The organism is Pseudomonas sp. GW821-FHT10C09 (assembly GCF_059415465.1).
Window position 1 is genome coordinate 239,586 of sequence record NZ_JBWKNG010000004.1, and the last position, 21,122, is coordinate 260,707.

Genomic DNA, 21,122 nt, shown 5'->3' on the forward strand with positions numbered 1-21,122 from the left:
TACGCCATTTGCGCCTTGAACGAGGCCGTTTAATCCTGCACCATCCGCCCCAGCTTATCCAAAGGACGGAATTCAAGGCATGCTGGACGCTAACGCAACCCATATTTCCCTCACGCTGGAAGGCGTTTCCGCCGACCTGCAAGTCCTCAGTTTCGTCGGCCGTGAAGCCCTCAACCAGCCGTTCTGTTTCGACATAGAACTGGTCAGCGCCCGCCCCGACCTGAAACTCGAAGAGATCCTGCACAAACCGGGCTGCCTGACCTTCGGCGCAACCGGCAAAGGCATCATCCACGGTCTGGTCTATCGCATCGAGCAAGGCGACTCGGGTAAACAACTGACCCGCTACAGCATCAGCCTGTGCCCGCAACTGGCCTACCTGCGCCACAACCACGACCAGCAAATCTTCCAGCAGTTAAGCGTGCCGAAGATCATCGCGCAGGTCCTGGAAGCGCGCGGCATCCTCGCTGATGCGTACAGTTTCCAGCTCGGTGCGGTTTACCCGGACCGCGACTATTGCGTGCAGTACGACGAATCCGACCTGCATTTCATCCAGCGCCTGTGCGAAGAAGAAGGCATTCACTTCCACTTCCAGCACAGCGCCAGCGGCCACAAGCTGGTGTTCGGCGATGATCAGACCGTTTTCCGCAAACTCGCGCCCGTGGCCTACCAGCAAGACTCCGGCATGGCCGCCGAGAACCCGGTGATCAAGCGTTTCAACCTGCGCCTGGAAACCCGCACCAGCCGCGTCAGCCGCCGCGACTACGACTTCGAGAAACCACGCATCCTGCCCGAAGGCGCCGCCAAGAGCGGAGTCGCCCCGGACCTCGAAGACTACGATTACCCCGGCCTCTTCCTGACTCGCGAACGCGGCAAACAGCTGGCGACCCGCGCGCTGGAACGTCATCGCAGCGACTACACACTCGCTGAAGGCAAAGGTGACGAACCGACGTTGGTCAGCGGCCACTTCATGACCCTGAGCGAACACCCGCGCGCCGAATGGAACGACCTCTGGCTGCTGCTGGAAGTGGTTCACGAAGGCAAACAGCCGCAAGTGCTCGGCGAGAACATCACCAGCGACGTCACCCACAACAAAGACGATTTCCACCAGGGCTACCGCAACCGCTTCCTCGCCACGCCGTGGGACGCGCACTACCGCCCTGCCCTCGAACACCCGAAACCGCAAGTCCTCGGCAGCCAGACCGCCATCGTCACCGGCCCGCCGGGCGAAGAAATCCATTGCGACCAGTACGGTCGCGTCAAAGTGCAATTCTTCTGGGACCGCGACGGCCAGGCCAACGACAAAACCAGCTGCTGGCTGCGCGTCGCCACTGGCTGGGCCGGCAGTGCCTACGGCGGCATCGCCATCCCGCGCGTCGGCATGGAAGTCCTCGTCACCTTCCTCGAAGGCGACCCCGACCAGCCACTGGTCACCGGCTGCCTGTACCACAAGGAAAACGTCGTCCCCTACGACCTGCCGGCGAACAAAACCCGCAGCACCTTCAAGACCCTCAGCTCACCGGGCGGCAAGGGCTACAACGAATTTCGCATCGAAGACAAAAAAGGCGCCGAACAGATCTACCTCCACGCCCAGCGCGACTGGGATGAAAACATCGAACACGACCAGAAAATCCGCATCGGCAATGAGCGGCACGACACGGTCGAGGCCAATGTCTTCAGCGAGTTCAAGGTTGAAGAACACCGCATTACCCATCTGGACCGCAAAACTGAAGCGCGGGCCGATGATCACCTGACGGTGGCGACGACCCAGCATGTGAAGGTCGGCACTGCGCAGTTTGTCGAGGCGGGTGAAGAGATTCACTACAACGCTGGCAACAAGGTGGTAGTTGAAGGCGGGATGGAACTGACGGCCAAGGCTGGCGGGAGTTTCGTCAAGGTGGATGCCGGGGGTGTGACGATTAGTGGGGCTGAGGTGAAGACCAATTCGGGTGGGGCGCCGGGTTCGGGGAGTGGGATTAAGATTCTTCCGCCGATTATTCCGGGTGCAGCAGCGGCTGCCGCAGCAGGGAAAATGCTGAGTGCTCCGCCGGTTGGCAAGTTTAATGCGGTGGCTGATTCGGAGCCTAAGGCAGCACGTCCGGCTGAGGAGGAAGAGCTGGAGGAAGAGGAAGAAGAGGTTGAGCTGGAAGATATTACGTTGCGGATTGGGATGTTCTTTGATGGTACGGGGAATAACCGCAGTAATAGTGAACGAGTGTTTGGCTGCTTTGCGCCGGATGTGAATCTGGAGGAATCGGCTGAGGATATTCGTCAGTTCTGCGCGGCACATGGTTATGACGGCAAAGGGAGTTCGCCGGATAACAGTTACGGCAATGACACCAGTAATGTGGCAAAGCTGTACGACCTTTACAAAGATGATCAAGACAAAGCTCTACCAATTGACGCAAAAACAGCGAATTTAGCGATATATGTGGAGGGTATTGGTACCAGTAGCACCGGAGAGGATTCCCTCTACTCACAGGGCACCGGATTGGGCTCTCAGGGAGTCAGGGCTCGTGTTGAAGAAACACCTGCACTTCTTCTTGAGGCTATCCAAGCGTTTCAAGACAGCAACCCAGACAAACGTGTTGAACGGATAGAGTTTGATATTTTCGGATTCAGTCGCGGTGCAGCCGCCGCACGGGACTTTGCCAATGAAGTCCTTAAGGGTGAAAAAAGTATCCTCGCCAAAGCACTGCCTGCTGGCTCCCCAGTATTAGCCGATGGCTTTAAATGGCATGCCAAAAAAGATATAGCGATAGATTTTATAGGCATCTACGACACCGTAGCGGCAGTTGCCAACCCGTTATTGCTGGACTTCAATGGCCATAACGCCGACAACCCCGGCATTAATATTGTTTTGACTCCAGATGCAGCTAAAAAAATTGTCCATCTAGTTGCCCGAAATGAGCGGCGTTATAACTTCTCTCTGAACAGTGCGGGCGCGGCAGATATTGTCTTACCCGGCGTGCATTCCGACCTCGGCGGTGGGTATCTGCCGAAAGCGACAGAACGAGTATTGGTGAGTAAACCATGGAGCAGCAGTGTCGGAGAAAGAACCGCTTTTACAGAAACCAATAGCTATAAGCTTGCGCAGCAAGACTTGAGAAGGCTTCAGGATCAACTGGCCCAATATAACCTTCCTCTGGAAGTGCGGACGTGGGAAGTGCCGTATCGCACCACCGGCAAAGAAACCCCAACCAATATGAAACACGTTTATGCGGCGGTGAGTAGCCAGCGTGAAGTCCGCAGTGATTTGTCGTTGATATATTTGCGGATTATGCGAAAGCTGGCAGTAGAAAATGGCGTTCCTTTTGTCGAAATTGATGAGCAAGAAAAGAGACTGGCTCTGCCCGCTGAATTAATCCCGATTTCCGAAAAATTAATGGCTTACGCTTTGGGAAAGAATCCGACAACAGGCCTGAATCCCCAAGAAGAAGAACTTCTTTTTCAGCGGTATGTTCATCTGTCGGATAATTGGAATGCCGCCAAGAACCTGAACAACAGTGATCTAGACGTGGTCTTTATCAACCGCCCCAACGATGGTCCTGTGCGCACGGTGCACCCTAATGAATAATTTTTTACGCCTCGTCGCTATCACGCTGTTACTGAGTGGCTGCACATCTGCCCATAGTGGGCCATTACCTTATGACGCGTGGCGACTGGGCTTTTCCGCACCTAACTATATGGAGGTCTGGATCGAAACAGCTGATGTGATAGATATGCAGGGCAACGTCTATAGACGTGCCATGAGTGGCATCGCGGCCATGCAGACACCCCCCAATAATTCTGGAAATCCTAAAGGTTGGCCCGCAAGGCCCGGCTGGGGTAAAGGTAAGTACGTAAAGGGGGCAGATCTGCCGAAAAAAATCTATGTCCGCTGGCAATCACTGGTTGAGCCCCAAACATACAAAATGGCGATCGACATTCCCGAGTCAACCCGAGCGATCATGCAAAAAGGTGAAAAGACGTTCTGTGCTGCCGATGGAAAATGGATTACGGGTTATCGCAAGGCAATTGTGATCGGTCTGGCCCCTGGCGGCATCGCCAAAGTCTGGGTACTCGGCCCCTGCTTGACACCAATTGAAGTGACCAGAGTACAGGCCGAAGTTGATCCACGTGGACCATATGAAGGGGAATCAGGGGGGAAACACCGCCCTCTATCAGCGGTATCACAAGCTTATGTTGAAAAATTTGGTGTTCCATTTGGTTCTTGGTAGCAATAGATCCAGAGCGGTCCAATGAATAGCTATTTGAGAACTACAATTTGCGCATTTTTGCTCATTGGTTGCACATACGCCAACAGCCAGTCAATGCCTTACAAATCCTGGCGCCTGGGCTTTTCAGCGCCGAATTACATGGAAGTGTGGATTGAATCGGCTGACGTAGTCGATATCAAAGAGCAGGTTTACCCGCGAGCGATGAGTGGCACTGCTGCCATACAGACGCCTCCTAACAACACAGGCGACCCTAGAGGGTGGCCCGAAAAGCCAGGAATCGGCAAAGGTAAGAATGTAACTGGGGCGGACTTGCCGAAAAAGATTTACGTACGCTGGCAGTCTCTTGTCGAACCGCAAATTTACCAAATGGTGATCGACGTCCCCGAGACGACAACGGCGATAATGCGCAAGGAAGAAAAAGCTTTTTGCGCATTTGATGGTAAGTGGATTACAGACTACCGCAACGCGTTGGTTATCAATTTGGCGCCAGGCGGGATAGCCAAAATGTGGGTGATGGGGTCGTGCCTGCCAGCGATAGAAGTGATCAAGGTAAAAGCCGTTATTGATCCACGCGGCCCATATGAAGGAAAGTCTGGCGGCAAGTACGACAAGCTGTCCGACCAATCCAAAGCCTACGTAGAAAAATTTGGTGTGCCCTATGATTCTTGGAAGTGACAGAGCCGTGACACTCTAATGATTAGTTATTTACGACCTACCTTCTGCGCGTTATTGCTCAGTGGCTGCGCATTCGCCAATGGCGAGTCAATGCCTTACAAAGCTTGGCGTTTGGGTTTTTCAGCGCCTAACTATATGGAAGTATGGATCGAAACAGCTGATGTGATTGATGTAAAAGGCCAAGTATACAGACGTGCCATGAGTGGCATAGCTGCGATACAGAGTCCTCCCAATAACACGGGCGACCCTAGAGGCTGGCCGGAAAAGCCGGGGCCGGGCAAAGGTAAGAATGTAACTGGAGCAGACTTACCCAAAAAAATCTACGTCCGATGGCAATCATTGGTTGAACCTCAAACTTATAAAATGGTTATCGAGATACCCGAGTCGACCAGGGAACTTATGCGCAAGGGTGAAAAAGCCTTTTGTACTGCTGATGGAAAATGGATAACCGGCTACCGCGAGTTATTGGTAATAAATCTGGCACCTGGAGGGATGGCTAAAGTGTGGGTAATGGGATCGTGCCTGCCAGCGATAGAAGTGGCTAAGGTAAAAGCCGAAATTGACCCAAGAGGACCTTATGAAGGTAAGTCTGGCGGCAAGTACGACAAGCTATCCGACCAGTCCAAAGCGTACATCGAAAAGTTTGGTGTGCCCTATGATTCTTGGAAGTAACAGAACCAAAGCAGCCTGATGGGTAATTTCTCGCGAACTACGATTTGCGCATTTTTGCTCAGTGGTTGCACATACGCCAACAGCGAGCCAATGCCTTACAAATCCTGGTACTTGGGGTTCTCGGCCCCCGCTTACATGGAAGTTTGGATCGAAACCGCCGACGTGGTCGATATTCAGGATCACGTATACCCACGTGCGATGAGTGGAGTCGCCTCCATGCTAAAGCCTCCCAACAATTCCGGCGATCCCCGAGGCTGGCCGAAAAGAGTTGCCATTGGCAGCGGTAAGCACGTAACAGGGGCCGACTTGCCCAAACAGATCTATGTTCGTTGGCAATCGCTGGTCGAACCTCAAACCTACCTGATGGTGATTAAAATCCCTGAGGCTACTCGGGAGATCATGCGTAAGGGTGAAAAGGTTTTCTGCGCGGCCGATGGAAAATGGATCACTGGCTATCGTCAGTCAATCGGTATAAGGCTGGTCCCCGGAGGCATTGCTAAAGTCTGGGTGGGCGGTTCCTGTCTGCCACCGATCGAAGTGACTACGGTAAAAGCCGTAATTGATCCGCGTGGCCCATACGAAGGTAAGTCTGGAGATCACTACCGCCCCCTTTCCGCCGTTTCCAAAGCGTACGTCGAAAAGTTTGGTGTGCCGTATGGCTCTTGGTAATTCATGACGCAATACAAAAATCCAGCGCCTAGCAGCGCTGGATTTTTTTAAAGATCAGTCGTCAGACCGGCGCCTTCCACCCCATCATCCGCTGCTGCGCAACCGCTAACAGGTCAAACCCGTCCTGGGTCAGCAAGTAGAGCGCGTGAGTAATGTGCGGAATATCTTGAACATCGCTGTGTTTGAAACATAGGCAATGAAGCGTTTCAAGCAGCTGGGTAGAGGCTCGTACGCGCTGTAACCCGGCTTCGAATATGTCTTGGGGGTTGGCTTCGGTGTCGATCAGCAAAGGACTTGAATCGGTAACGCCGCTGTTGAGTGGACGATAGCGATCTGGAAACGGTTTGAACGTTGGCATAGTAATTACTCGGTTGTTTGTAAAAAACCGCTAACACCGTGACCAAACGGTGGGAGGCGGACTGTGTACAGGCTTGGTCAACCGAAACAACCATCGGCTCGCTCGAAAGCGTCCGGCACACAGCCGCCATAACTACTCGACATGAGGACGTAGAAGTCCGCGGGGCGAATAATGGCACACTTAAGTGCGTTGTTTCAGGTGACCAAACCCGATCGCTGATTTTGCAGCGAGCCCAAACAGTAATCGCTCCCCCCATCAGGCGAAAGTCGATAAGGCGTCTAGCTCTGTAGGACCAGGCCGAAGACTCCGTACCCCCTTTCCTAACGAAACATCCGTCAGACACCGCCCTTCGCGACAGGCGGCGTTCAGGTGGGTTAACCATCGCTTAACGCCGCGGTCCAAAACTCTACTGGACCGCACGCCCTCAGACTCCTCTGATGCCCAGTGCGGCAGGTTTGACGTTGATCGTCGAACTGACTTCCGTCTGCACTGGAGATCGTCACATGAACACTCGCATGCTGCTCCTTGCCTCCGCCCTCGCCTGCACCGCGTTTGCCGGGCTTGCCCAGGCCAATGACACGTCCAAAGCCACGCCCTATCACTACGGCATGCCGCTCAATATCGGCAAAGTCGTGGCGCTGACAGAGCCGACGACCAATGAATGCAAAGTGATTACCGCCGACATGAAGTACATCGATACGTCCGGCAAGCCTGAAGAAATCAGCTACCAGAAGCTTTCTGACGTCTGCAGTTATCAAAACTGACGGAAAGGTCTGATTCGAAACCTGGCGGTTTTACTGTGAGGGTTCTGGCGTTATGCTTTAGCGCCTCCCTCACTGCCGCAAGGATTCGCTATGCAGTTGTCGTTTCGTACGTTATCGATGTTCACCGCCGCCCTGTGTCTGGTATTGGCGCTGGTCTGGGGTTTGATGCCCGACTGGCTGCTGGCGATTTGGGGCATCGAATATTCCTCGGCGACAGGCGTTGTTTCGCGGCGCATCGCGGTGGTGTTCGCGGCGTTGGGGTTGATCTTTTATTGGGTTCGAAACGAACCACCCTCCGTCATCCGCAGCGCATTAAGCAGCGGTTTTATGGTTGGTTGTTTCGGTCTGGCGGCACTGGGTTTCGGCGAATGGCTCAACGGCCATACCGGGCCGGGCATTTTGCTGGCGGTATTGGTGGAGCTGGCGCTAGGCCTGGGATTTCTTCAGACCCGGCGCCTGTCGGTGGAATTCGAAACAGCAGGTTAAAGCGCCCTCGCCCGATGCGGAGAAAAGAGCTCAGAATGTTTTCTGGTGCGCAGACCGGCGATCAATTCGTTGATTTCCCGACAGCCATTCAGCCCTTTGGCATCAATCCCGGTCACGTGCAGATCCAGCAGATCGGTCTTGTCGTCCGCGTACACTTTTATCGTCATCAATAAATCCGGGGACAGCGAGCATTGGCAACGCTTGGGCAAAAAGCTGTTTTCGATGATGTTGCGAAGTTCCAAGGCAGAAAGAAACATGGCGACCCCTCCTTTGTGAGACAGCCAATTAACAATCAACGCTGGCTCATGTGCAGTCCCGGCCAGATTAAGAACAACTGAAGCATAAAACATGCCTTGAATTTCGCCGTGCAGTTCATCGGCAAATCAATGATTTAGCCGCAAGACTTAATGAAACTACCGTGCAATTTGCATGAAGGACCCTGGAAGGCGTTGCAAATTACCGTCTGACAGCACCGGGTTTGCATTGGGGCCTGAGCGCAGTAAGAATGGCGCCACGAATTGAATACACGCAAGGAGGCATCATGGGTTCTTTGACCTTTACCACGACTGTCGGACTAATGGTTACCGGGCTGTCGACCATCGCTCACGCCGCAACACTCGAAACCATCGCCCCCTTCCCCAAGCCTGAAAGCGGTTTTACCCGCCAGGTCATTCATCTTGCCCCGCAAACGAAAGAAGACGACTTCCAGGTCGAAATCCTCGCCGGCAAAACCCTGACCGTGGACTGCAATCGCCAACGTCTAGGGGGGATGCTTGAGGAAAAAAACCTCGAGGGTTGGGGCTACCCGTTCTACCGACTGGATAAAGTCATTGGCCCGATGAGTACGCTGATGGCCTGTCCGGATGGCAAGAGCAAAAAAGACTTCGTACCGGTGGTCGGCGACGGCTTCTTGCTGCGTTACAACAGCAAGCTGCCGATCGTGCTTTACGTGCCTAAAGACATCGAAGTCCGCTATCGGATCTGGTCTGCATCGAGCAAGGTCGAGAAAGCCGTTCAGGAATAACAGCTTCCTGCCTCACGCCGGGACGCCGCTGATAGCGGCGCGCTCGGCCACGTGGCGCAGACTGTCAAAGTTGATATTGGCCCCTGAATCGATCGCCACAAACGTCTGACCAGAGGCACCGGTTTGCGCGACGTACTTCTTGATTCCGGCCACGGCCAGCGCCCCCGAGGGCTCGGTGATCGAGCGGGTATCGTCATAGATGTTCTTGATCGCAGCACACAGTTCGTCATTACTGACCGTCAACACCTCATCGACGCAAAACCGGCAGACTTCGAAGCCATAAGCGCCGATCTGCGCCACCGCCACGCCATCGGCGAACGTGCCAACGCTCGGCAGGACAACCCGTTCGTGCGCCTGTAGCGCTGCCGCCAGACACGCTGAATGTTCCGACTCGACGCCGATGATGCGCACTTCAGGTCGCAGGTATTTCACGTACGCGGCGATGCCGGCGATCAAACCTCCACCGCCCACCGGCACAAAGATCGCATCGAGCGGGCCTTGATGCTGACGCAGGATCTCCATCGCCACAGTGCCCTGCCCGGCAATCACGTCCGGGTCGTCGAAGGGCGACACAAAGGTGCGACCGGTTTGTTCAGCCAGGTTCAACGCATAGTCGAGGGCGAACGGAAAACTCTCACCGTGCAGCACCGCCTCCGCCCCGCGACTTCGAACCCCGAGCACTTTCAGTTCCGGCGTGGTCAGCGGCATGACGATGGTCGCGACAATGCCCAAGGTTTTCGCTGCCAACGCCACGCCTTGGGCATGATTGCCCGCTGACGCCGTGATCACGCCGCGGGCCTTTTGCTCATCAGTAAGTTGCACCAACTTGTTATAGGCACCGCGAATCTTGAAGGAAAAGGTCGGTTGCAAGTCCTCGCGCTTGAGCAGCACCTGATTGCCCAACGCCTCGGAAAGCGCCGGTGCCGCTTGCAACGGCGTGCGCACCGCCAGTTCATATACGGGCGCGGCGAGGATCTTTTTTACGTAATGCTCAAGCAAGGTCTGCTGGGCGAGCGTGCTGGTCATGGTCGTCTCCTGGCTGTGTTCGGGGCCCTGGAGTCAGAAAGTAAAAACCCGCCTCTAGGGCGGGTTGGGTGCTGCAGTCGTGAGCTAGCCCGCCAGATAAGGAATGGCGGTAATAATGCTTGGCTGGCAGCGCAATACGGTGGAAGTCATGGCTGGAAATTAGCCGTGGACGGATGGCAAGTCAATGGTCAATTTTCGTTGGCTTCAGTTGGGGGCTGATGAACCTTATGGTCTGTGGTTTGCCGGACCGTAAGTTGAGTTCTTGAGATTGCCTTCGCGAGCAGGCGCGCTCCCACAGTGGATCTCCAGTGGCCACAAAACCTGTGGGAGCGAGCCTGCTCGCGAAGGGGCCGGACCTGCCAGCCATTCATTTCGCCAACCGCCTGAGCCCCAACACCATCACCCCCGCCCCCAACATCATCGCGCTCAGAAACAACGGATACGACACCCACCACGGCGTGCCGGCGGTCATCATGCTGAACTCGGACATGCCGCCAATGCTGGCAATCAGGTTCAAGGGCAGGAACACCACGTTGATCAGCGTCAGTTTGCGTAGCAGGTTGTTCATGCTGTTGTTCATCAGGTTGCCCCGGGCGTCGATCAGCCCGGAGAACACCGTGGAGTAGATTTCCGCCTGTTTGTAACACTGGTTGTTTTCGATGATCAGGTCGTCGATCAGGCTGATCGCTTCGGCGCTGAAGTGCTCCTTCGCCGCGTGATTGCGCAGCCGCGTCAGGACCGCACCGTTGCTGTGAATCGCGTTGATGTAATAGATCAGGCTCTCGCTGAGGTTGAACATCTGGATCAGGTGCTGGTTCTGCATCGAGGCGTTGAATTTTTGCTGCAACTCCCGAGCAACCAGTTTGATCACCTTCAGGTGACCCAAATAGTGATGGATGTTGTTGAACAGCAGGTCGAGCAAGACATCCAGCGGCGTGTTCAACCGCTGCCGGGTGCCGAGCCCGTGCAGCGGGGAATCGTCGGTGGCGATCACCAACAACCGGTGCTCGCAAAACAACAAGCCACAGGACGACACCTCAAACGCCAGGCTGTCGGCGCCGGAATAGTTTTCCGGGCGTTTCCAGATCAGGAACAGATTGTCGGGATGAAACTCGATGCGCGACACCTCGTCCGGGTCCAGCGCCGACGCTAACGCGTGCTCATCGAGCTTGAAGTGGCTGTGCAACAGATCGCGCTCGGCGGCATCGGGGTTACTGAACAGCATCACTTCGGCGTCCAGCCGTTCGACTGATTGCAGGGCGCCGTGGGTCAGTTGAAAGCTCTTGATCATCGGGCGATCACCAGGCCTGGCCGCGACGCTTGAGCTCCAGCCGGCGCACGAACTCTTCCAGCACCAACGAATACAAATCGTCCTGCAGGTAGGCGTCTTCGATGCCGGCGTCCATGTTCGGGTTGTCGTTGACCTCGATCACCACCACCTTGTCGCCGGACTGTTTGAGGTCGACGCCATACAGCCCATCGCCAATCAGGTTCGCGGTTTTTACCGCCAGTTCCACCACGGCGCGCGGGGCCTCGTGGACCGCCAGCGTGCGGCATTCGCCGTTGATGTCCTGCCCCTTGGCCTTGTGGTTGTAGATTTGCCAGTGCCCCTTGGACATGAAGTATTGGCAGGCAAAGATCGGTTTGCGATTCAGTACGCCGATGCGCCAGTCGTACTCGGTGTAGAAGAATTCCTGCGCCAGCAACAGCACCGAGTGTTCGAACAGTTCGGCGGTGGCTTCCAGCAGCGCCTGTTGGCTTTCAACCTTGATCACGCCACGAGAGAAACAACCGTCGGGGATCTTCAGCACCAATGGAAAGCCCAAGCGCTCGCCGACCCGTTCAAAATCTTCGGGTCGCTCCTTGTAGAGAATTTCCGTGGCCGGCATGCCGAGTTGATGACTCTTGAGCAGATCGGTCAGGTAGACCTTGTTGGTACAGCGCAGGATCGACGCCGGATCGTCCATCACCACCAGCCCTTCACTCTCGGCTTTCTTGGCAAAACGGTAGGTATGGTTATCGACGCTGGTGGTCTCGCGGATCAGCAAGCCGTCGTATTCGGCAATGCGCGCGTAGTCCTTGCGCTCGATCAGTTCCACATCGATGCCCAAGGTCTTGCCGACGCGGATGAAATTATCCAGCGCCTTGGGGTTGGACGGTGGCAATGTTTCTTGGGGATCGTGGAGGATGGCCAGGTCATAACGTGCCAGACGCCGTGAACGCGGCATGCGCCAGATCTTGCGACTGAAACTGTCCAGCGAGTGGGCAAATTGATCTTCCTGGTCTTCTCGCAACTTGTGCAACGCGCCGGACTTTATGCCTTCAATGTGCCAACCGTTAGTTCGACGAAACTCAACTAACAAGATCGGGCATGGAAAGACTTCAAATAACTGTCGCGCCAAATCCTGCAATGGTTCGATATTGGTTTTGCCGAAATACAGAGTCAGGGTAAAGCCTTCAGTGTCGCTGTAAAGATGGTGCGTGAGGGCTTTTTCCAGAGGCTTTTCCAGATCATCCAGCGACAGCCCATACAAAGATTTTTTGGTCAGTTCACTGATGGTGCGCACCGACGGAATGACCTTGTGCCCCCGCGCTTCCGCCAGCAACGAGCAGTAATAACCGTGCCCCAGGTACTTGTAGCTGCGGCACAGGTTGATCACCTGGACCCGTTTGCCTTGCCCGTTGTCGTGGGCCTTTTCGAGGTATTCCTGGGCGGTGACGATGTCTTCACTGGGAAAATAGGAGGCCCAGTCTTCCTTGCGTTCGACGATGATAATCAACTGGCTTGAAGTGCTGACTGCTTCATTTAAAAAAGTTGCCGCCGGCGAAGTTTGCTCGGATACTTCGCGCCAATGACCTTGTACCGCTGACATAGTGATTGATCCGTTGGAGAACAAGACCTTTCCTATTAAGCACGAACTTTTTCGAAAGTCCCGTTTCGTTACGCAACTTTTACGGCGGTCATATGAATCTTGTCTTTCGCTTGGCGGTAGTTGAAGACTTATCTGCGTTGTTGGCACTTGAACAGCAATGTTTCACCACGGACCGGCTCACCAGTCGCAGCTTTCAATGGATGATCACACGGGCTCACGGACAGTTGCTGGTGGCTTCGCGCGACGAGCAGTTGGTCGGGTACGCGGTGGTGTTGTTTCATCGGGGCACGTCGCTGGCCCGTCTCTATTCGATTGCGATTGCCGCCCAAGCGCGTGGCAGCGGACTGGGCAAGCAGTTGCTGCAACGTATCGAGGCCTGTGCGCTGGAACACGACTGTGCCTACGTGCGGCTGGAAGTGCGCACGGACAATCCGGCGGCGATTGCCCTTTACGAGCGCAACGGTTACCGGCGTTTCGCGCTGATTCATGACTATTACCAAGACCACGCCGATGCGTTGCGCCTGGAGAAACGCATTCTCCAGCACCGTGATTCAAGAAACATCAAAGTGCCGTACTACCCGCAGACCACCGATTTCACCTGCGGCCCGGCCTGCCTGCTGATGGCCATGGGCGCGCTGCAGAATGACCGCAAGCTGGAACGCCGCGAAGAGCTGCAACTCTGGCGCGAGGCGACGACCGTGTTCATGACCTCTGGTCACGGCGGTTGCAGCCCGCAAGGCCTGGCGTTGGCCGCATGGAATCGCGGATTTGGCGTGCGTCTGCAACTGAGCATGACGGGGCCGTTGTTTCTCGACGGGGTGCGTGATGAGCATAAAAAAGACGTCATGCGCCTGGTGCACGAAGAATTCACTGCGCAGTTGCAGGCCACCGATGTCGAGCAGGTCATCGGCGGCCCGCTGGACTTGCCACGCTTGCTCAATGACGGCGGCCAGCCGCTGGTGTTGATCAGCAGCTATCGACTGACCCGCTCCAAATCACCGCATTGGGTCATTGTCACCGATTGCGATGAGGAGTTTGTTTACCTGCATGATCCGGATGTCGACCACAGTCAGCATCGCCAGCCCATGGACTGCCAGCATCTGCCGGTGAGCCACGGGGAGTTCGAGAAAATGAGCAGTTTTGGCCGGGGCAAATTGCGGGCGGCGGTGATTCTCTCCCAGCGAGATAACTAAGCCGCGCTACCGACACTGTGGCGAGAGGGTTTGCCCCCTCGCCACAAGTAAGGGTTACTTCAGGCCAACCTTGTACAACGCGCCGTCGTCTTCATCGGTCAATACATACAAATACCCATCCGGGCCTTGCCGCACATCGCGAATTCGCGCCTTGAGCTCACCCAGCAAGCGCTCTTCGTGAACCACTTTGTCGCCATCGAACTGCAAGCGAATCAACTCCTGGCTCACCAGCGCACCGATAAACACATTGTGCTGCCAAGGCTTGAAGCGATCCCCGTCGTAGAACGCCATCCCGCTCAGACCGGGGGATTTTTCCCAGACATGGTGCGGCGCCACGGTGCCTTCTGCGGTCTTGCCCTTGGCTTCCGGGATCGGATTGCCCGAATAGTTGATGCCGTGGGTTGCCAGCGGCCAGCCGTAATTCTTGCCGCGTTCGATGATGTTCAACTCGTCGCCGCCTTGTGGCCCGTGTTCGTTCTCCCACAGAACACCCGTCCATGGATTGAGCGCCGCGCCTTGCGGGTTGCGCTGGCCATAGGACCAGATTTCCGGGCGCACGCCGGATTGACCGACAAAGGGGTTGTCGTCCGGCACCTTGCCGTCCGGGTAGATCCGCACGACTTTGCCTTGCAGCTTGTCGAGGTCCTGGGCGGTGGGCCGGACATTGTTTTCGCCGAGGGTGATGAACAGATAGCCGTCACGATCGAACACCAGACGCGAACCGAAATGGTTGCCGACAGAGAGCTTCGGCTCCTGGCGGAAGATCACTTTGAAGTCCTTGAGGGTTTTCAGGTCTTCGGACAATTGCCCTCGACCGACCGCCGTGCCGGCCTTGTCACCCGCGCCACCGCCTTCGGCATACGACAGATAAACCGTGCGGTCCTGCCGAAAGTCGGGGGACAGCACTACATCCAGCAAGCCGCCCTGTCCCTTGGCCCAGACCTTCGGCACCCCATCGATCGGGCCAGAGAGTTTGCCGTCGACGCTGACGACGCGCAGGTTGCCGGGCCGTTCGGTAACCAGCATGCCCTTGCGATCCGGCAGGAACGCGACCGACCAGGGATGTTCTAGCCCCTTGGTGATCGTGGTGACTTCGAGGGTGCCCTGCTCGCTTTCCAGTTCCTGAGTCGATGCTGCGAAGACGGGCGCGGCAGCGGTGATCAATGCGCTGGCACACAGGGTGGCCAGGAGGGTTTTACGCAACATGCACGATTCCTTTTGTCGTTCCGGCTCAACGGTTGCTGGTGCCTGCATCTCGCTGAGGGGGATTGGGAATGAATTTAGGTGGGCTGGCAGGAGCCGGTTGGCTTTGCGGATAGCGGTTGCCGATGCCGCCGTTGTCCAGCGTCGGTGGGCGCGGCACCGGCATGGTGTTGGGCCCGCGAATGGCCGGGGCGCTGGATTGTGAACCTTGCATGCTGTTCGGATTGGCGCGGCGAATCGGGCTGTTGTATGGATTGCTCGAAACCCCGGTCGGGCTTTGGGCCAGCAGCAATGATGAGGGCGGCGAAGCCTGGGCCATGCTGCTCAGCAAGCCGCTCAGCGCCAGCACGGTGCAGCAGCCGAGTACATATCTGTTCATGGGGCGAGCCTCTCGACGTGGATAGGGTCTTCGATAGCACGCTACGCCCGAGGTTCGGATTTGTTAACTAAAACCTCCTTCACAAGATGTAACACGAGACGACCACCCCGCCCGCCCGGGGCCCACAACCAGCTGAAACTTTTGCCTCAGGCCACGGGTCACCTGAACATCACTCGGGAGAAGACGACCATGGCACGGGCAATCTGGAAAGGCGCTATCAGTTTCGGGCTGGTGCATATCCCTGTGGCGCTGGTCTCGGCGACGTCTTCCCAAGGGGTGGATTTCGACTGGCTCGACAGCCGCAGCATGGAGCCGGTCGGGTATAAACGCGTGAACAAGGTCACCGGCAAGGAAGTCACCAAGGAGCACATCGTCAAAGGTGTGCAGTACGAAAAGGGACGGTACGTGGTCCTCAGCGAAGAAGAAATCAAATCGGCGCACCCGCTGTCCACGCAAACCATCGACATCTTTTCCTTTGTCGACAGTGAACAGATTCCGCTGCAAAACATCGACACGCCCTACTACCTCGCCCCGGATAAACGCGGCGGCAAGGTGTACGCGTTGTTACGCGAAACGTTGAGCAAAACCAATAAAGTCGCGCTTGCCCATGTGGTGTTGCACACACGCCAGCACTTGGCGGCGTTGATGCCGCTGGAGTCGGCGATGGTGCTGGTGATGTTGCGTTGGCCGGCGGAAGTGTGCAGCCTCGATACCCTTGAACTGGGCAGCGAAGTGACCAAACCCGAACTGGCCAAGGGTGAACTTGATATGGCCAAGCGGCTGGTACAGGACATGAGTGCCGACTGGAAACCTGAAGACTACCGCGACAGTTTCGAAGACAAGATCATGGCGCTGGTGGAGAAAAAGGCCAATGAGGGCAAGATCGAGGATGTCGAGACGGCGACGGGTGAAGAAGAACGCAAAACGGCGGATGTGATTGATTTGACTGAGTTGCTTAAGCGTAGTTTGGGAAGTAAAGGTGCCGGGAAGGCCAAGCCGGCGGCGCAGAAAAAAGCCACGAAGACTTCGCGGGGCTGATTGAGGGTTTTGCGGTGGATGCCAGGGCCTCTTCGCGAGCAGGCTCGCTCCCACAGGTGATCGCGGTTAACTGTGGGAGCGAGCCTGCTCGCGAAGGCTCAATCCGCCACAACATATCATTCAGATCAACACAAACACCGCCAGCAACCCGCCGAAAATCGCCCACTTCTGAGCATAGTAGAGCTTGCGATTACGCTTCTTCAGCGCTTTAGCCCGCAAACGAATCTTGTAGACCTTGGTGAACAAACGGTTAATCCCCCCCGTCCTGTCACCTTCGTCATTCGGCGCACCGGCCGCCGACATCACGTAACGGCTGAACCACCCATTAAACGCCGCCGCCCAGCGGTACTTCATCGGACGCTCGACGTCACAGAACAGAATGATCCGGTTCTGTTGCGTGGTGTTCTCGGCGTAGTGAATGAACGTTTCGTCGAACATCACCGCTTCGCCGTCACGCCAGTGGTAGTTCTCGCCGTCGACATTGATGTAGCAACCGGCATCATTCGGCGTTTCCAGACCCAAGTGATAACGGTAGGAACCAGCATAAGGATCACGGTGACGAACCAATTTCGAGCCCGGCGGCAACTCGGCGAACATCGCGGCCTTGATCGAGCCGATGCCCTGGACCAGTTCTGTAGTACGCGGGCAGAGTTTCATTGCCGAAGGATGGCTGTCGCCGTACCACTTCAGGTAAAAGCGCTTCCACCCGGTCTTGAAGAACGAGTTGAAACCGACATCGTTGTATTGATCCGAGCGCTTGATCTCCCCAGCCTTCAGCAGGTTCTGGCCTTCAGCACGGATTTCTTGCCAATGCACCTGCAACGGGCTCAGATCAGGGAAATCCGCAGGATTGAGATAAGGCTTGTTCGGGTTTTTCGAGAACAGATAAAGGAAGCAATTGAGCGGCGCCAGAAACGAAGAGTGATCACTCAACTGGCGGCCGAGCTTGTGGCGCACGCGACCGCGCAGGTGGACGTACGCAATGGAGGCTATGTAAACAAGGGCAATGGTCAGTTTCACAGAAATCGTCACACGTCATAAGTGAACAAACTGCCTTCCCGGCCAACCCATTGGCCAAGGGTCTTGAGCAGCGTCTGAAAACGAAACAGCGAACCCGATAGCGCGTCCTTGAGCCTGTGCCGATGGTCGGCATCGGGTGGAAAATCGCATTTTAGCCACTCTCTGTAACAAATAGTTAGCTTACAAATGTGAAAATCTGTCCGCTGGTACTGTCAATGCGCCCGAGCGGCCTCAACGCCCTATCGTTTAGAGAGCCAGACCAGTACAATCGCCGCCAAACATTACGCGCCCCCCTTGGTTGATGACGGGAATGAACCCCGTCTCAGCGCACTTCGACTCGGGCCAAGCGCTCCATATGCTGCTGTCCACTTATTGCCAGATGGACCTTCCGCTTCTGACCGGGATGCATTTCCCGTGGTTTGAATACCGGAAACGGGTACTGAATCGGTACTGCCGCAACCCTAGCTACTCTGAATGCTTCGCAGGAAAAACCTTTGATCTCTACAGCTAACATCACGATGCAGTTCGGCGCCAAGCCGCTATTCGAAAACGTTTCGGTCAAATTCGCCGCGGGCAACCGCTACGGCCTGATCGGCGCCAACGGTTGCGGCAAGTCGACTTTCATGAAAATCCTCGGCGACGACCTCGAGCCGTCCGGCGGCCAGGTCATGCTCGAGCCGAACGTGCGTCTGGGTAAATTGCGCCAGGACCAGTTCGCCTACGAAGAATTCACCGTGATCGATACCGTGATCATGGGTCACGAAGAGCTGTGGAAGGTCAAGGCCGAGCGCGATCGCATCTACTCGCTGCCGGAAATGACCGAAGAAGACGGCATGGCCGTGGCCGAGCTGGAAACCGAGTTCGCCGAAATGGACGGCTACACTGCCGAATCCCGTGCCGGCGAGCTGTTGCTGGGCCTGGGTATCGGCATCGAGCAACACTTTGGCCCGATGAGCGAAGTTTCCCCAGGTTGGAAACTGCGCGTATTGCTGGCGCAGGCACTGTTCTCCGATCCTGAAGTGCTGTTGCTCGACGAACCAACCAACCACCTGGACATCAACACCATTCGCTGGCTGGAAAACATTCTGACCCAGCGCTCCAGCCTGATGATCATCATCTCTCACGACCGTCACTTCCTGAACAGCGTGTGCACCCACATGGCTGACCTGGATTACGGCGAACTGCGTCTGTTCCCGGGCAACTACGACGAGTACATGACCGTGGCGACCCAGTCCCGCGAGCAGCTGCTGTCGGACAACGCCAAGAAGAAGGCGCAGATCTCGGAACTGCAATCGTTCGTCAGCCGCTTCTCGGCCAACGCCTCGAAAGCCAAGCAGGCCACGTCTCGCGCCAAGGCGATCGACAAGATCCAGCTGGCCGAGGTCAAGCCTTCGAGCCGTGTGAGCCCGTTCATCCGTTTCGAACAAACCAAGAAGCTGCACCGTCAGGCGGTCATCGTCGAGCGCATGGCCAAAGGCTTCGACGGCAAGACCCTGTTCAAGGACTTCAGCTTCCAGGTTGAAGCTGGCGAGCGCGTGGCGATCATCGGCCCGAACGGTATCGGTAAAACCACCCTGCTGCGCACCCTGGTCAATGAACTGACCCCGGATGCCGGTACTGTGAAGTGGACCGACGCCGCGGAACTGGGCTACTACGCCCAGGACCACGCGCACGACTTCGAAGACGACTGCAACCTGTTCGACTGGATGGGCCAGTGGACTCAGGGCGGAGAGCAAATCGTTCGCGGCACCCTCGGTCGCATGCTGTTCTCCAACGACGAGATCCTCAAGTCGGTCAAGGTCATCTCCGGTGGTGAGCAAGGTCGCATGCTGTTCGGCAAGCTGATCCTGCAAAAGCCGAACGTGCTGATCATGGACGAACCGACCAACCACTTGGACATGGAATCCATCGAGGCGCTGAACCTGGCGCTGGAGAACTACCCGGGCACGCTGATCTTCGTCAGCCACGACCGTGAGTTTGTATCGTCGTTGGCGACCCGCATCATCGAGTTGAGCCCTAGTGGCGTGATCGACTTCAGCGGTACTTATGATGATTACCTGCGTAGCCAGGGTGTAGTGTTCTAAATATTGGTTTCAAGCTGCAACTGAAAGCCCTGTCCTTGTGACGGGGCTTTTTGCATTTCAGGTTCGAGGATTTTGGTGGTGCTGAGACCTTCGCGAGCAGGCTCCCACAGTTGACCGCATTCCCCTGTGCTCGCGAAGGGGCCATCAGACACAACGAATATAGTTAGCCTGCTTCCTTTTATTCGCAGCCCACGCCATGATGCAGCTCTCCCACCGCCGCCCGCGAACGAGCCCACATGTCTGCGCAGCAACAACCCCCGCAAAGCTCCCTGGCGATCACCCTGCAGATCGTCTCCATCGTTTTTTATACCTTTATTGCCTTCCTCTGCATCGGCCTGCCGATAGCGGTGTTGCCGGGTTATGTCCATGAGCAACTGGGTTTCAGCGCGATCATCGCGGGGCTGACCATTGGCTCGCAGTACCTGGCCACCCTGCTCAGCCGGCCGATGGCCGGGCGCATGTCGGACAGCATTGGCACCAAGCGGGCGATTGTCTATGGGTTGTCGGGGATTGTGCTGAGCGGCGTATTGACGCTGATTTCGACGTTGCTGCAGAGCATGCCGCTGGTGAGTCTGTTGATCCTGATCGCCGGTCGCTTGCTGCTCGGTATCGCCCAAGGCTTGATCGGCGTCGGCACCATCAGTTGGTGCATGGGCCAGGTCGGGGCGGAGCACACCGCCCGCTCCATCTCCTGGAACGGCATCGCCTCTTACGGTGCAATCGCCATAGGCGCACCGTTGGGGGTGGTGATGGTCGCCGAGTATGGTTTCGCCAGTTTGGGGATCGCGCTGTCGCTGTTGGCGCTTGCCGCGCTGCTGCTGATCCGCAACAAACCGTCGGTGCCGGTGATTCGTGGCGAGCGGCTGCCCTTTTGGGCGGTGTTCGGGCGCATCGCACCGTTTGGGGCGAGCCTGAGTCTGGCGTCCATCGGTTATGGCACGCTGACCACCTTTATTACCCTGTATTACGTCAGCCGTGGTTGGGCCGGTGCCGCGTATTGCCTCACCGTGTTCGGTGTCTGCTTTATTTTGGCGCGGCTGTTGTTCATCTCCAGCATCAGCCGTTTCGGCGGATTCACCTCGGCCATTGCCTGCATGAGCATTGAAACCGTGGGCCTGGTGCTGCTGTGGCTGGCACCTTCGACGGGTTATGCGCTGATCGGCGCGGGCCTGACCGGTTTTGGCTTGTCGCTGGTCTATCCGGCGCTGGGGGTTGAAGCGATCAAACAGGTGCCCAACTCCAGTCGCGGCGCGGGTTTGAGTGCTTATGCGGTGTTTTTTGATCTGGCACTGGCCATCGCCGGGCCATTGATGGGCGCGGTGGCGTTGAACCTGGGGTATACGTGGATTTTCTTTAGCGCGGCGTTGTTGTCGGTGACCGGATTGGCATTGACACTGCTACTCAAGCGCCGCGCAATGGCCTGACACGCCACTCCTACAGT

General features: G+C 56.4%; 19 protein-coding genes and 1 pseudogene. 12 read left to right on the plus strand and 8 right to left on the minus strand.

Annotated elements, in window-relative coordinates:
- Positions 1-79 precede the first annotated feature (79 nt).
- Genes tssI through AC07N8_RS05570 form a run of 5 tightly spaced genes read left to right on the plus strand, consistent with a single transcriptional unit; the run spans position 80 to position 6,233 of the window.
- Positions 80-3,574 (plus strand): type VI secretion system tip protein TssI/VgrG, encoded by a 3,495-nt coding sequence (gene tssI, locus AC07N8_RS05550; protein WP_493141615.1) that lies wholly within the window; start codon positions 80-82, stop codon positions 3,572-3,574.
- Positions 3,567-4,217, plus strand: a complete 651-nt coding sequence (locus AC07N8_RS05555; RefSeq protein WP_483842046.1) for a DUF2931 family protein — start codon at positions 3,567-3,569, stop codon at positions 4,215-4,217. Before tssI ends, AC07N8_RS05555 begins: the two co-directional genes overlap by 8 nt.
- A 21-nt stretch (positions 4,218-4,238) precedes the next feature.
- On the plus strand, positions 4,239-4,892 hold the full coding sequence (locus AC07N8_RS05560) for a DUF2931 family protein (RefSeq protein WP_493141613.1): 654 nt from the start codon (positions 4,239-4,241) through the stop codon (positions 4,890-4,892).
- A gap of 18 nt (positions 4,893-4,910) precedes the next feature.
- The gene (locus AC07N8_RS05565) at positions 4,911-5,564 is read left to right on the plus strand and encodes a DUF2931 family protein (RefSeq protein WP_493141611.1); all 654 of its coding nucleotides are present in this window, start codon (positions 4,911-4,913) and stop codon (positions 5,562-5,564) included.
- An 18-nt stretch (positions 5,565-5,582) separates the two neighbouring features.
- Positions 5,583-6,233, plus strand: a complete 651-nt coding sequence (locus tag AC07N8_RS05570; RefSeq protein ID WP_493141609.1) for a DUF2931 family protein — start codon at positions 5,583-5,585, stop codon at positions 6,231-6,233.
- A gap of 61 nt (positions 6,234-6,294) precedes the next feature.
- Here the strand turns inward: AC07N8_RS05570 and AC07N8_RS05575 are convergent, their stop codons facing one another.
- The gene (locus tag AC07N8_RS05575) at positions 6,295-6,591 is read right to left on the minus strand and encodes a hypothetical protein (protein ID WP_027923548.1); all 297 of its coding nucleotides are present in this window, start codon (positions 6,589-6,591) and stop codon (positions 6,295-6,297) included.
- 503 nt (positions 6,592-7,094) lie between these two features.
- Between AC07N8_RS05575 and AC07N8_RS05580 the strand changes: the two genes are divergently transcribed.
- Both AC07N8_RS05580 and AC07N8_RS05585 read left to right on the plus strand, forming a co-directional pair.
- The gene (locus AC07N8_RS05580) at positions 7,095-7,355 is read left to right on the plus strand and encodes a DUF2790 domain-containing protein (protein WP_483842051.1); all 261 of its coding nucleotides are present in this window, start codon (positions 7,095-7,097) and stop codon (positions 7,353-7,355) included.
- A 90-nt stretch (positions 7,356-7,445) separates the two neighbouring features.
- Positions 7,446-7,841 carry a hypothetical protein gene (locus AC07N8_RS05585; RefSeq protein ID WP_483842052.1) on the plus strand — a complete coding sequence of 132 codons (396 nt, stop codon included), beginning with the start codon at positions 7,446-7,448 and terminating at the stop codon, positions 7,839-7,841.
- Here the strand turns inward: AC07N8_RS05585 and AC07N8_RS05590 are convergent.
- Positions 7,838-8,098: a DUF1652 domain-containing protein gene (locus tag AC07N8_RS05590; RefSeq protein WP_483842053.1), complete on the minus strand. Its 261-nt coding sequence runs from the start codon at positions 8,096-8,098 to the stop codon at positions 7,838-7,840. The genes AC07N8_RS05585 and AC07N8_RS05590 overlap by 4 nt on opposite strands.
- A gap of 284 nt (positions 8,099-8,382) precedes the next feature.
- Between AC07N8_RS05590 and eco the strand changes: the two genes are divergently transcribed.
- Entirely contained in the window at positions 8,383-8,865 is a 483-nt protein-coding gene (gene eco, locus AC07N8_RS05595) for a serine protease inhibitor ecotin (protein ID WP_483842054.1), read from the plus strand.
- Between the two features lie 30 nt (positions 8,866-8,895).
- Here eco and ilvA read toward each other — a convergent pair.
- From ilvA to AC07N8_RS05610, 3 genes and pseudogenes are all read right to left on the minus strand, one after another.
- Positions 8,896-9,891 (minus strand): annotated as a pseudogene (gene ilvA / locus AC07N8_RS05600) (threonine ammonia-lyase, biosynthetic); the annotation flags it as partial.
- A 367-nt stretch (positions 9,892-10,258) separates the two neighbouring features.
- Entirely contained in the window at positions 10,259-11,182 is a 924-nt protein-coding gene (locus AC07N8_RS05605) for a magnesium transporter CorA family protein (protein WP_123431533.1), read from the minus strand.
- Between the two features lie 7 nt (positions 11,183-11,189).
- Complete coding sequence (locus AC07N8_RS05610) at positions 11,190-12,764, minus strand: RimK family ATP-grasp domain-containing protein (RefSeq protein ID WP_483842055.1); 1,575 nt, start codon at positions 12,762-12,764, stop codon at positions 11,190-11,192.
- 92 nt (positions 12,765-12,856) lie between these two features.
- Here AC07N8_RS05610 and rimI point away from each other — a divergent pair, with 92 nt between their 5' ends.
- Positions 12,857-13,957, plus strand: coding sequence for a ribosomal protein S18-alanine N-acetyltransferase (gene rimI / locus AC07N8_RS05615; RefSeq protein WP_483842056.1), 1,101 nt, complete (start codon positions 12,857-12,859; stop codon positions 13,955-13,957).
- A gap of 54 nt (positions 13,958-14,011) precedes the next feature.
- Here the strand turns inward: rimI and AC07N8_RS05620 are convergent, their stop codons facing one another.
- Both AC07N8_RS05620 and AC07N8_RS05625 read right to left on the minus strand, forming a co-directional pair.
- Positions 14,012-15,163, minus strand: coding sequence for a PQQ-dependent sugar dehydrogenase (locus AC07N8_RS05620; protein WP_483842057.1), 1,152 nt, complete (start codon positions 15,161-15,163; stop codon positions 14,012-14,014).
- 25 nt (positions 15,164-15,188) lie between these two features.
- On the minus strand, positions 15,189-15,539 hold the full coding sequence (locus AC07N8_RS05625) for a hypothetical protein (RefSeq protein WP_493141604.1): 351 nt from the start codon (positions 15,537-15,539) through the stop codon (positions 15,189-15,191).
- A gap of 189 nt (positions 15,540-15,728) precedes the next feature.
- On the opposite strand from AC07N8_RS05625, the gene ku reads away from it, so the two are divergent.
- Positions 15,729-16,577, plus strand: a complete 849-nt coding sequence (gene ku, locus AC07N8_RS05630; RefSeq protein ID WP_493141602.1) for a non-homologous end joining protein Ku — start codon at positions 15,729-15,731, stop codon at positions 16,575-16,577.
- 120 nt (positions 16,578-16,697) lie between these two features.
- On the opposite strand, the gene lpxO is transcribed toward ku, so the two are convergent.
- A complete protein-coding gene (lpxO, locus tag AC07N8_RS05635; RefSeq protein ID WP_493141600.1) occupies positions 16,698-17,597 on the minus strand; it encodes a lipid A hydroxylase LpxO in 900 nt (299 codons plus the stop codon).
- Positions 17,598-18,091: 494 nt separating this feature from the next.
- On the opposite strand from lpxO, the gene AC07N8_RS05640 reads away from it, so the two are divergent.
- Positions 18,092-19,681, plus strand: a complete 1,590-nt coding sequence (locus AC07N8_RS05640; protein ID WP_008149954.1) for an ABC-F family ATPase — start codon at positions 18,092-18,094, stop codon at positions 19,679-19,681.
- A gap of 236 nt (positions 19,682-19,917) precedes the next feature.
- Positions 19,918-21,105 (plus strand): MFS transporter, encoded by a 1,188-nt coding sequence (locus AC07N8_RS05645; protein ID WP_123431526.1) that lies wholly within the window; start codon positions 19,918-19,920, stop codon positions 21,103-21,105.
- Positions 21,106-21,122 lie beyond the last annotated feature (17 nt).